Annotated in this window: 8 protein-coding genes; all 8 read right to left on the reverse strand. The window is 36.9% G+C overall.

Annotated features, from left to right (window positions below; translation table 11 throughout):
• Position 1: 1 nt before the first annotated feature.
• The gene (locus LVD47_RS01115; protein WP_236973672.1) at positions 2-3472 is read right to left on the reverse strand and encodes a SusC/RagA family TonB-linked outer membrane protein; all 3471 of its coding nucleotides are present in this window, start codon (positions 3470-3472) and stop codon (positions 2-4) included.
• A 161-nt stretch (positions 3473-3633) separates the two neighbouring features.
• On the reverse strand, positions 3634-4632 hold the full coding sequence (locus LVD47_RS01120) for a FecR family protein (protein ID WP_236973673.1): 999 nt from the start codon (positions 4630-4632) through the stop codon (positions 3634-3636).
• A gap of 228 nt (positions 4633-4860) precedes the next feature.
• Positions 4861-5136, reverse strand: a complete 276-nt coding sequence (locus LVD47_RS01125) for a hypothetical protein (RefSeq protein ID WP_236973674.1) — start codon at positions 5134-5136, stop codon at positions 4861-4863.
• 312 nt (positions 5137-5448) lie between these two features.
• On the reverse strand, positions 5449-6042 hold the full coding sequence (locus LVD47_RS01130) for an RNA polymerase sigma factor (protein ID WP_236973675.1): 594 nt from the start codon (positions 6040-6042) through the stop codon (positions 5449-5451).
• 504 nt (positions 6043-6546) lie between these two features.
• Positions 6547-7332: an amidohydrolase family protein gene (locus tag LVD47_RS01135; RefSeq protein WP_236973676.1), complete on the reverse strand. Its 786-nt coding sequence runs from the start codon at positions 7330-7332 to the stop codon at positions 6547-6549.
• Positions 7322-8233, reverse strand: coding sequence for an amidohydrolase family protein (locus tag LVD47_RS01140; protein ID WP_236973677.1), 912 nt, complete (start codon positions 8231-8233; stop codon positions 7322-7324). Before LVD47_RS01140 ends, LVD47_RS01135 begins: the two co-directional genes overlap by 11 nt.
• 48 nt (positions 8234-8281) lie before the next feature.
• A complete protein-coding gene (locus LVD47_RS01145; RefSeq protein WP_236973843.1) occupies positions 8282-9655 on the reverse strand; it encodes a neutral/alkaline non-lysosomal ceramidase N-terminal domain-containing protein in 1374 nt (457 codons plus the stop codon).
• A 96-nt stretch (positions 9656-9751) separates the two neighbouring features.
• Positions 9752-12415, reverse strand: a complete 2664-nt coding sequence (locus LVD47_RS01150) for a heparinase II/III domain-containing protein (protein WP_236973678.1) — start codon at positions 12413-12415, stop codon at positions 9752-9754.
• Positions 12416-13014: the final 599 nt, after the last annotated feature.

The following is a 13014-nucleotide window of genomic DNA, read 5'->3' on the forward strand; positions in this document are numbered from 1 at the left end:
TTTAAAGAGATAAGTTAAGTCCAAGTGTGTATATTCTAGGCATGGGATTGTTTCCTGATTCCGGATCCCAGTACTCCCATTTATTAAAACTATAAATGTTTCTGATAGACGTATAAATCCTTAAGCTTTGTAGGTTGAGTCTTTGAATGGCAGTATTGGGAACTTGATATGATAGAGACAAATCCTGGATTCTTATAAATGACCGATCAAAATAAACATTATAACCTCCACCATATGCACCAGAAGTTACCGTTAAAGATCCATATTCATTGGAAGGATTTGCCTCTGTCCAGTAAGGAATATTCCGCATTCCGAGTCTATCATATAAATTACTTGTAGTGTGTTCAAAATCATTAATATTACCCATATGCCCCAAGTCACTTCGAATGAAAATAGACGCAGAAAAATTTTGAAAGAAGGTAAAGTTGTTTCTCAAACCAATTCTATATCTCGGTTGTCGATATCCAATAAATTGCTTATCCTCCAATTGAGAGTATGTCCCATCTCCATTTACATCCTCGGCTTTGTAATCTCCCGGGTTTAATCCATACTTTTCAGCTTCATCACTTTCGTCCGTTTGCCAAATCCCAATCATATTGTAATCCCAGATTCTATCTATTGCTTGTCCAATAAACCATCCATTTGAAATATCTGAAATTTCCCTGCGAACTATTTCACCATTGATTTCTACTTCTTCGTAATCACCAAACAAGTGAATAATTTTATTTCGGTTTAAAGAGAAAACCAAGTCAGAGTTCCATTTAAAGTTTGAATTATCCACATTAAAACTATTTAAAGTAAGTTCAAATCCCCTGTTTTGCAATTCCCCTAGATTTGTTGTGACATTATCAAATCCAGTTATTCGAGGCAGGATCCTTTCCATTAACAGATCATTCGTAGTCATATCATATAGGTCTACACTACCACTTATGCGACCTTCCATTATGCCAAAATCTATGCCTACATTAAATGCTTCTGTTCTCTCCCAAGCTAGTGAAGGATTTGCCAGAGAGTTATTAAAAACACCAACCAAAACCCTAGATCCATTTGAATAAATATTCTGTGCCAAGCGAGCTAATGCAGCATATCTTCCAATCTCTCGATTCCCATTTACCCCCCAGGATAATCTGAGTTTTAATTGGTTGAAAAAATCTATTCCACTAAAAAAACCCTCGTTAGATATTTTCCAGGCAAATGCACCTGCAGGAAATACTGCCCTGGGATTACCTTGGCCAAAGGCTGAATATCCATCTCTGCGAATAGAAAAGGTAAAGAGATATTTATCATCCAAAGTATAATTTAATCTTCCCATTAAAGCATCTCCAGTGGAATAGTCATCTGAATTCGATAAGACTTGATTGGTAGCAAATTGTAAAGCATTATACGATAAATTTTCATTGGGAGCAAAACCTTCACCTGTTTGATCAGATTGCCATTGTTGGAACTTTTCAAGATTGTATAGGAATGTGATATCAAATGAGTGAATACCAAAAGATTTGTTCCAACTCAATAGATTGTCAACCATCCATTCATAAGTTTTAGCTTCTCTTCTTGTTCCTCTCCCTTGCACGTCCGATCCTGTAGGTGTCGACGAAGGCCAGAAATTATAGTTATTTAGATATGAAAATCTAGGTTGAAATGATAATTTATAATTTATTTCAAAAGGAAGTTTGACATTTGCATAAATAGAACTGAATATAGAATTTATTTTGGCGTTCCTGTGTTGCAAAAGAGTATTAATCAATGGATTTGTAAACCCGGAATAATCATTAGGGAACCATTTGACAGTCCCATCCTCTTCATAAAAAGAACTGAAAGGACTACTTCTGAATACTTGTCCCAAATTAGCCTGGATAGCATCTTGATTTCTATTGGAAAATTGTGCATTAATTCCCGCATCTAGAAAGTCAGTAATTTTTGCATTGACATTTAACCTTGTCCTTAAAGTTTTGAACTGATCGCCTACAATTACCCCTTCATTATTAGTATACCCCATTGACCAGTAATAAGAGATTCTATCAGTACCACCATTTATACTTAAATCATAATTTTGTCTCATTCCTTTTTGAATAGTTCTATCTATCCAATCGATTGAATTTCCTTCCAGGTAATTTTCCACTTCAGTGGGGAAGAATAAAAGTCTATTTAACCATTCTGTTGTAATATCTGCATTAGGATTGTCATTTAAGTTATACCACTCCTCAGTACTTATAGTGCTGGGCAGATCCTCAGGATTATGATAATAATAATTTGGCTGATTGGGATTTTCTGTAATTAATAGATCTCTTCTAAAATTGGTATATTCTTCCCCATTGAGTGGTCTAATATCAGTATTTGTCACTTCGGAAAACCCTAAATCTGTAGTAAAACTTATTGTCGGTTTACCAGAAATTCCTTGTTTAGTTGTAATAATAATTACTCCAGAAGCTGCTCGTGAACCATATATTGCGGTAGAACTGGCATCTTTAAGAACATCTATAGACTCAATATCATTTGGAGAAATGTCAGCTAAATTACCGTTAAAAATTACTCCGTCCAATACAATCAAAGGTTCGGTTTCTGCATTAAGGGAGGTTGGCCCTCTGACTTCTAATGAACTTCCACCCTCCGCAGATGGATTTTGACTGGCATTAAACCCTGCTATGGTCCCGGTAAGCATTTCTCCGATTTGTGTTGGATTTTGATTTTTAAAATCTTCACCATCAATTCTTTGAACCGACCCTGTTAAATCACTTTTTTTGACCGTTCCATATCCCACGACTACCAGCTCATCCAACGTTTGTGCATCAGTCACCATCTCCACATTCACCAATTCTTGTCCTTCAAGGGTTATCTCCTGGGTTTGGTACCCGATATATGAAAACACCAATTTAGCGTCTTCTTCCACGTTATTGAGCGTGAAATTACCATCAAAGTCTGTTGATGTACCATTTGTAGTTCCTTTGACCAATACATTTACACCGATTAAAGGTTGCCCTTCAGAATCCGTTACCGTACCTGACACCGTTATCGCATCGTAAAACGAATTGAGGGCATTGACCAGGCTCAATGTTTTGTCCTTTTTGTCGGGACTTGAAATACCCAAACTTACAGCACCGGAAGATTCAATTGAACTTATCTGGTTGAGCTTCCGCTTTATTTTTCTCATGGATTTTTTCCCTTTTCGGGTATCCTTGTAAATAACATAGTATTTGGTTCCCAAATATTTATAGTCCAAATTGGTTTGTGATATAACTTTCTCAATTGCCAGGTTGAGATCGGCTATTTCTTCATCTGCAATTTCTATCTTAATATCGCTCAGCATATTAACATCATATGTAATAACCACCTGATGCTTTTCGCAAATTTCTTTAAGAACTTCAACCAAAGGCCTTTTTTCCGGCTGGGCTTCATTTGCCGATATGACCGGGGGTGTAATTGTGAATAATAAGATCCACAATGCTATGCATTTTATGTAAATAAGTACATTCATCTTTTATGATTTTAAATCAGAAATTAATGTTCAAATCCTTCTTTCTATTTAGGTGAGTAGAAGTAAATTACAACGCTACCAATGGAATATAATGGCCTTTTATATTCAGCGTATATTTGTTGTTGTTATTTGCTCTTACCTTCTACTCATTCAACTAATGTTTATCTAATGATTACAGTATCTTCAATCTTTTCGATCTCCAAGTCATAGATATTACTTAATGTCTTTAAACTCAGCTCTAAATTGTCATTCGGAATTCCACCCACCAAAATTTTCTCTGCGGTGGTTTGATTTTCATATTTCACTTTTATATTATAGATGTTTTCCAGAAGTTTTAGAGCTTCCCGCAAAGGTGTGTTGTCAAATATTAAAATACCGTCTTTCCAGGAAGTAACTATATCTGTTTTTACTTTCTCCTGACGAACAAGCGTATTCGTTTCTTCAGAATAAGAAATTAAATCCCCGGGGTGCATTAAAACACTTTCTTGCTGGACCATATGCAATTGCACAGAGCCTTCTTCCAATAAAACTTCCGTTTTTTCAGATCTGGTATTGACATTGAACACGGTTCCCAGTACTTCGATATCAAGATCTGATGTTTGAACCGTAAACTTTTCTCCGGTTTCAGTTTTTTTTTGAACGTTAAAAAAGACTTCCCCATTCATTTTAATATTTCGGGGTCTTTTCCGCACAAACTCAATAGTAGAATTAGCATTCATTACTACTTCAGTCCCATCAGAAAGGGTAATTTCCTGGCGTTCTCCAAAGTCAGTATGGTAAGTTTGGACTCCATTCATGTATATTTCCCGTATTCCCCAAAAACCTGCCATAATTAAGACTAGCAACGACGCTGCAATCTTCCACGGAGACCAGTTACTTTTCACCTGGTTAATAGTGGGAAGAATGCTTCCCTTTTTGTCAATGGTAGCATTTAGCTTGGATAGTTCTTTCTCGATTTTAGAGGCTTCTACCTTATTCTTATTGAAACGAATACCGGTAACAATCAATTTGGCTCTGGATACAAGTTCTTCTTGTTCCGGGTTTTCTTCCATCCAACGATCCCATTTCTGCGATGATTCGGTTTTAGAACCATTTGCCCAATCAATAAAAGATGAATCTTCAATTAATTGCTTTAATAATATATATTGGTCTTTTGACATCTACAAATTCATTGTAATTACTTTCATTTCAACTATCTATATGTATAGAGACGATATTTTAGGTTTGGTCTACCAATTTTTTAGACTTTTTATTGAAAAAAATTATTTCAGATTTACACCAGGGTACTTACGCGCTACTTAATCCATATGCTTCAAGAAAAAAATGGCCAGGATTGATTGCACTAGATTAATTTGAAATTATGCGAATGAGGCCTGTGACAATAGTTTTCAGGAGACCACATGTCCCACAGATACTGTTCCTATAAAGTCTGTACCGATTGACATCGCCGGGGGGGATCTATGAGGTGACACAAAATTATTCATGTCCAACTTGAAGGACATTACAAAGTGGTCTACTTTCTCAGACCGGGCACCACCATTAATATTAAACATCCTGAAATCAGGCAGGCCCTGGCGTGCATTCCCGGTCAGGCCTTCATAATACTTGTCTTCTCGATACCACCACATCCAGAGATACTCGTAAATATCAATCTTTGTGATCACTTGTAAACCAAAACGTTTGTATACTTGATGCAGACTGATAAGGCAGTACGGGAAATTAATGATTTTTGCGGATTAATATGGCAAAAGTATCTTCGAATGGTAGTTATAAAACTCCCGGGTAAATGTTTCAGTTTCTTTAATATGGACCTTGTAAATTGGTAAAACAAATTCCTAAATCCTATCCACATTATCCCGAGATCCCGGGACTTCTAGTATGAATAATTAGAATTGATACCAGGTAATTTCTGCTGCAAAGTAAAAACCTGCGAGATAGTATTACCTATCTATCAGGCAAGGAGTTTATCCCCTTATTTATATAGAAAACAAAATTAATAAAATAGGAAATAACAAATGCTCAATCTTTCGCAAACCTGATTGGTCTTTGCGCAATCTTATCATTGCTTTGTACAGTGTATTAATAACACTTCGATAGGAAATGGATAGCGTTTCTGAAATTTCATCAATGGACAGGTCGCTATAATATCTGAGAAATATTAGTTCTCGCTGTCGCGGAGGCAATTTATTGATCATTGACGCGATAATCTTCTTTCGAACAGCATCTTCATCCGGGAGGACATAAATTTCTTGTGGTTCAACAACCAATTTCTCATGCGATTGGTTTACTGTTTCACCCTTGGCTATTTGCATTTCTTTGAGCAATCGTCTCCGGTAAGATTTGAAAAGATAGGATTTAATGTATGTAACATCTCCCAGTGTCTTCCTGGTCTCATAAAGGTATAGGAAAAGATCCTGAATGCAATCTTCTACCAATTGACTATTACCACAAATTTTGTACCCGTATTGGTATAGAAATGAATAATGTGACCGAAAAATTGTGGACAATGCCTCTCTGTCTCCATTCCTAAATGAATTCCAAAGGGCAATTTCTGTTTCTTTCATACTCATATTCAGCCATTTACCAAAAGGGAACCATCGAATATTGTAGTTTGCCCAAAGGCAATGACAATTTCATATTCTTTCGGAATAGATTACAAAATAGAGTCGTCTTTCCACAATAATAATTCACCCAATCAATAGATATTCGGTAACGTTACCGAATATAGGGAATGTTTTGCAAAGTCAGAAAATTAAGGTTAAGTATTTTTCATTCTCACCAAAATACTTCTATTTATGTCTCATTAAAAGTGAAGATTCAATAATTATTGGTTCTAAAGAATGAAAAAATCAATAATATAAATACTATTGCACAATTTCAATAAAAACAAAATTTAATTTCGAAACAACCGTACTGGCATTAAAGCAATTAGACAATTCAGATTATTGGGATATAATAAGAACGCAAATTTATTTTGGCCAAATCCTTCCAAGTTGAAGTAGTTTTACATTGCCCCATCATTCATAATTGTATTTACACCTTGCATTCCAACTATACAAATAATTATCTCCTGATCATAAATTAAGCATTTTTATGATATTTCCAGACCGCAATAAATCTTTTGTAATTTCCTTTGCTTCATTTTCTCTCAGGGATTCAATTCTCAACAACCCAGTACAATAGTCCAGAATAGGGGAATGGCTTCCGAAGCAAAATTTATCAGCACCGTATTTTGAAAACAATTCGGCCCAATTAGTTAGGTTCCTTCCTGATGAATCGATTAAAATACTGGTTTGCTTTAATAGCGATGTATCCTCATCATTTAGATTTGAACTATTAGCCACATTACAAATTATGTATTTTGCATCCGGAACGGTTCTTATTATCGGAATAATATCTTTCAGCGCCCATTCATTTTCTATGTCCATCCAGGAACTGGTTCGTTTATCAACCATTCGCAATGAAAAGGCCACAGGAACCCCTTTATCGCGACACATTTTAACAAGTTCAATACAAGAAGGATTTGTTATATCATATAAATGATATTTTGGGTAAAGCCTGACTCCTTTCATCCCCAAAACAGTTGTACATCTTTCAAAATCTTCCCGCCACCCCCCATATATAGGATTAATTACTGCAAAGGGAATAAATTTGTCTTTGAACGCTTTTTTACTGCGTATTACTTCTTGTAACTCCTCATTAGCATTTTGTGTATTCTTGTAAAAAATTCCGTTGAGATTACTTACCACAGATAGATCTGTGCCAAATTCATTCATTCTATTTAATAGTGCTTCTGGATTATTATCCTCAAACTTTCTAAATGGCCAGTGCCCAATATATGCATTACTGTCAATCAACATGGTTACCTGATTTTTTGAGAATGTTATTGTAGTTGTCAAAAAATATTTTTCTTCGTTGTTTATCGGTCAATTTTGCCGAAAGCATATGTCCGACTCCCTGATAAAAACTATTATCGCACCCGAAAAAAATCCTGTCTTCTCCCAAATATTCTAAAGCAAACTCAATTATTTTAGATTCGTTATTACTTCCTGAAACATCTACATAAATATTAGGGCAGTTTTGTATTGTCTTGCAGGCATACTCCCAATCAATGCCTCCTCCCAGGTGCGCAAACTGAAACATAGCCTCAGGGTAACGCATGGCAATATCCACAAAATCTTCAGGAAGGGAAATATTTTTCGGTTCACGGGAATTAAGTTTTACACGTGAATAGCCAATGGCAGAATGCATATGAATAATCATTTTTAAATCAATGTATTTTTCAATAATGGGATAATACAATGGATCATTAATTTTTATGTGGTTGTATAGCTCACCAATACCAACCATCCCTAAATCAAGACATCTGTCGATTTCTTCCAGTGATTCTTTTGCGTAGACTGGATTCACTACAGGCATTCCAATAAACCGGTCAGGGTATTGATTCATGCTTTTAAGTACTAGGTCATTACATTTTTTGAATTCTTCAGGAGTCCCTTTACTATGGGGAGCCATTGCTCGTGAAATCATTAACTTATCGATATGTAACCTATCCGCAAAGTCAATTTGAATTCCGGGGCTTTCATCTGTAAAATATACATGAGCGTGAGCGTCTATCTTCCTATATTTTTTTACCTCCTTCATGATATCATAAGATTCATCCCCCTTAGGTTTTTGTTCCGAAACCGGAATCAACTGATTGGAAATGAAAAGTCCTGTTCCGGAATAAGTGGTATTTTTGATAAACTTCCTTCTATTCATAAATTTTATTTCTAAAAAAACTATCAATCGGGATAATCATGTGGATAGTTATTGCATTTCAACTCCCACTTTTTTGGCTAATATTTTTGATTCTTTAATTATCAGATATTCGATATTAGGTTCCCATGAGTACATTTTCAAATACGGAGCCCGATTGGCCTCATACCCCCCTTCCCGAAGGACTTCCACTGTGGGTATATATCCCATTACATCATTACAATAACCAAACACAAAAATATCATCACCGAAAATACGCTTTAATTCTATCGCATACCCAACCAGTAGTTCCCCACCCAAAGCAAAAATCGCTTGTTCTCCGACCTTCCACACCTCAACCGGATACGGATAATGGGGAGGAAATTTAACTCCGCCATTCATTTTATTAAGAACTATACGGACCCGCTGCTTTTGATACGAAGGATAGGAATCATCGCGAACAATTGATTCTAGCTCTTTCCGGGAGAGAGGCTCCTTCTGCAACCCTATCTCAATTTCGGAATAAGAAAATACTAATTCTGATGACAACGGTCGCATCTCTCTTTTTAATACCCGATCTACAGCCGCAGATAATTCCAGGCCATATTGTTCGGCTAACCCTTCTTCACGACGAGGTAAAGGATTTTGGTCGCCTCCTGCACCCTGGAAGAAAAGAGCTGTTGTTCCCGGATACTTTTCTTCCAATACTTTTTGAGCATATCCTGGATAATCTCCTGAGATTAAATAATCGGATAAAACGGTTGCGTGACAAGCATAACCAAATACAATGGCTTTAATATTATTTTTGTCCATTATTTTAATCACAGGTACAGCATAATCGTTTGGGCCCTTTAATTCTGAATAGCTTTTTAATTCGTGTTCTTTATTATTCCGTCGATTGACTTGAAATCTCGTAAGTCCATTACCAGCATACAGCTGGGCGGGTTTCAAATCATTTAGCGCTTTACCGACCAATTGAACTGTTTTGGATTCAAGTTCCCTGGCAAAAGAGCGAACCTTTTCTCTTTCCTTATCGTCCATGTTCCATTCTTGGTAATTTAACTCAGGCCCCGAATGTGTGTGTGATACATTAAGAATGATTTGTTCTTTATCCAGACCATATTGATTTTTTATTTGGTTGCGAATCCGGTCTGATATTTTTTTAGTAATTAAGACCAGGTCCATAGCGACCAATACTCCTTTCCTGCCACTTCTATCTTCCAGCGCCACTGCTTTAATCCAAACATCCTGACGTATTCCTTCCGAAGGATGATTGCGGGATGCATACCCACCCATCCATATTGATTCATCGGGAGTGATATTGATTCGGGCTGTTCCCGCTTTCCATAGCATTTCATCCCCGGACTCCCCAATAGCTATAGCCGGACAAAAAATAGTTAACAGCAGAATAATGTAAAATTGGTTACTAAGCAATGTAAGTGGCATTTTTTTCACATTTATATTTTTTAAGCTTATCACTACATTTTTATCATCAATACCTGTACACTCATTAAAGAGAAATAAATAAACCAGTTCAGTAATTCATGGTTGTACAGAAGATCTAAATAAGATTTCATCATCCCGGACCGAAACAGCTGCAAAATGCCCTTCTAATATTTCTGACTTTGATCCCACAGGTACCTCTAATTTCTTATAATCTAAAGCGGACATAATATAATCTTTACTTTCATTTGTATCAATTATTAAAAGATTTTGGTCTGTATCATAAGACACATTGCGTATAAAAAACTCACCCGAATCACTTCCTTCGAAAACCGATACAAATGTTTTTAAAGTTTTTCCCCGGGATCGTCGGACTATATAGGTAGCCTTTGCCCCAAAATCTGAATTTTCCCAGTCTTTTTGTCCCCATCCGCGTCCAATAAAAGAAGTCTCATTTGGATGACTTAGCATCCATCCGCGGGATTTCATATTCTCACCCGCAGTCCAAATAAGTTGCCAGGACCCCTTATTACTATTATTTTGAACCTTGTCAAAATCATATAATGACTCCTGATACGTACTCCAACTAGACGGTGTCGAAGTTTCAAAATTTAGCGTGTCAAGGTGAAATACATAATCCTGGATATCACCTCCTCTGACCCTAAAGAAATCTATTATATAATTTCGCCCTTTACCGTGATCAATAATAGCAGTAGTTCTTCTATACAATGATGTCTCCATGTAAGCCGAAGATTCCGCTTCCATCATCTTTACATTTGTAGAAGCACTGAAATGCCTCATGTTCCCGCCTCTTTCTACAGAAATTTGATCTTTTTCGTCAATCAATACAGTATTATGGGCTAGAGTCCGACTGCTCATTTTCTTTTGAGGATGATCCCAGAGATAACCAAAATCGGACAAGATCTCAGAACCATTCTTCCAGTAATATAGATTTAGACTATCTGAATGATTGTGTCCACGCCAGTGGCTTGCGTTAAGTAATAGTAAACTTTCACGTCCATATTTTCCAGTTCTCAAGTGTCCGATTCGAAGATTTGGAGGATTCCAGTCAGTAAACTGAATAGGGGGACTATACCTGTCAACTGATTTCGGCTTCCTGTAATACAAAGAAAAAGAAGAAGGGCTGCTTGCCCGGCTTAAATCGTATGGAAATGCCAGCGTCATCATTTTTACTTTTTCTATATCTTCTTCAAAATAGGAATCCGGGACCGGACCGGTTGGTAATGAAAGATCTGTCCCACAAGCTTTCTTCAACAGAGAGAGATACAGCTTATTTTCCGGGTAATTAGCGACCATAAGTTCTAAATATGACGGGTCTAATATCAGATTGTGGAAAGAATCGGCAAAAGGAGGGTACGTAAGATCCCCTCTCAGACCTTTATAAAATGCTTCCCAAATCTGTTGGTAGGCCGGTTCTTCATAAAGGTTTTTTCCGTCAATCCTGTTTCCATTAATATCTGTAAAACCATGGGGATCACTATAATCTCGCATGGTTTGCGCAAGATCCCAAATGCCTCCCAGAGCCATTAAACCGTAAAAGGGAGATTCTTTTGTGGTTCCATCTTTCAAAAACCATTCTTTAGTTGCTTTTTCAAATCCTTCCAATCCAAATCGAACCAACTCCGGATGCCCAACACACATACCTACCAACCCGACTGCCGGCCGATTGTTAATCGATTTATTATTGTTACCCTTATCACAAACAAGAAGAATCGTACTCTCCAGAAGTAGGTCTTTTTCAATTTGTATTTTTTCTCCATTTGAATAGACAGGAGATCTGTCGTCGCGATATGCGGAGCAGGTCAGGTCATAGGCTTCTACTACTTTTCGCACAAAAGTAGCCTCAAATCCTCTCCCGATTGATCGACCGGCAGACCAATATCCTGTCCATAATTGGCGATCGGGCTTGTTAGGAGGGGGCGTCAATTCATCTTCAGGCAAATCCTTGATCCGTAAGGAAGCTATTTTCGGATCCATATCCGCAAACTCTCCATACCCCACATGAACCATCCAATTGGGATAACACGTGGCAAGACGTAATAGGATTTTTCTACATGCATCCGCATATTGAGGTTGGTCCGTTAAGACATATGCTTCTGCAAGTAGTCGACTGTAATTTGCTGCCCAACGGACTTTCCGAGCCCTGATATTTGCGGAAAAACTAGGACGCCCTTTTTTGAATCCAAATATTTCAAAAGGTTCTCCCCCGAAATAACTAATCGTCTGTGGGGCGCCCCAGGTGGCATGGAGATGAATGGTCTCAGGATAATCTTTATTGGGAAATATGGTGTTGCAAACTTCGCACTTTAATTCTTCAGGAGTGTCAATATCCCAAATCCAAAATCCTCCGGGGTGATTTGGCAAATTCTTATCGCGACAAGCCGGACAAGGTGTCATACGACTGTGCCCCGGGGTCGTCTTAGTGATTAATGTATTCAGTGACTCACCTTCGATATAGGGAAGGTAGTATTTTGCTGTCTTCTCAATATTAGAAGAATAATTTCTTGCCCATTTGTATTTTTCTATGTTTCTATGGGCATTTTCAATGTCTACAGGTTTTATAGTGAGACAAGGATGTTTGACGGTTTCCCGGTATTTTTTCCATAATGACCAATCAAATAAGGGTTCATTTCTATACATACCCGGCTTCGATAAGACCTTCCAAAACCCATCGCTCATCAACAGTCCACTTCCTACTGTTAATTGCCCTAAAAACTGCCTACGCTTATATTTCTTTTTCATTCCTATTAATATTGATATTGTAATTTGATTTCGAAGAATTTAAGAGTTCAGAGCATTTTTGAAGAGGGAGGTTTAATAAAAGCGTGATTATATAGTAGCCAATTTAGAGCCTCATTTAGGAGGAGGATCACAATTTTTAAGTGGTAACTCCATAATAAAAAAATTCTCAAGCCCGTATTGACAAGTCGAATCTACTATGCTCCCGCCCGTTGTTTTATACCGACAAAACTTCAACAAGTTGTCTTGTATTTTCCACTTTTGTTCCCTCTGAATCAATAACTATTCGTCGAGTTCAGATAATTTTATGCACTTAATTCCAATATCTTCTGTTAATAATACTGGATTGTCTCGAAATCGAAGCAATCTGTACTACAAATAGAATTTCCATTAAATCAGTTGTTTTAAATCCATTGTTTTTCTCAATGACGAGTGTCACTAAATTTCAACTATCTGCCAAAGTATATTTTTTCCGCATGAACAACTTTGGGATTGTGGTGTGGTTCTATATATAAATCAATATCTTTTATCGGATTTCACGCCTTCTTTTCTTCACCAGCTATGGCAAATAACTGGCCAATACATATAAAACTAAATTATAA

The sequence above is a fragment of the Membranihabitans maritimus genome, assembly GCF_021729145.1.
Classification (GTDB): domain Bacteria; phylum Bacteroidota; class Bacteroidia; order Chitinophagales; family Saprospiraceae; genus Membranihabitans; species Membranihabitans maritimus.

What these genes read in the sequence shown, in the direction of transcription:
- LVD47_RS01115 (WP_236973672.1), bottom strand. Translation starts at nt 3,472, where the DNA reads ATGAATGTACTTATTTACATAAAATGCATAGCATTGTGGATCTTATTA.
- LVD47_RS01120 (WP_236973673.1), bottom strand. Translation starts at nt 4,632, where the DNA reads ATGTCAAAAGACCAATATATATTATTAAAGCAATTAATTGAAGATTCA.
- LVD47_RS01130 (WP_236973675.1), bottom strand. Translation starts at nt 6,042, where the DNA reads ATGAGTATGAAAGAAACAGAAATTGCCCTTTGGAATTCATTTAGGAAT.
- LVD47_RS01135 (WP_236973676.1), bottom strand. Translation starts at nt 7,332, where the DNA reads ATGTTGATTGACAGTAATGCATATATTGGGCACTGGCCATTTAGAAAG.
- LVD47_RS01140 (WP_236973677.1), bottom strand. Translation starts at nt 8,233, where the DNA reads ATGAATAGAAGGAAGTTTATCAAAAATACCACTTATTCCGGAACAGGA.
- LVD47_RS01145 (WP_236973843.1), bottom strand. Translation starts at nt 9,655, where the DNA reads ATGCCACTTACATTGCTTAGTAACCAATTTTACATTATTCTGCTGTTA.
- LVD47_RS01150 (WP_236973678.1), bottom strand. Translation starts at nt 12,415, where the DNA reads ATGAAAAAGAAATATAAGCGTAGGCAGTTTTTAGGGCAATTAACAGTA.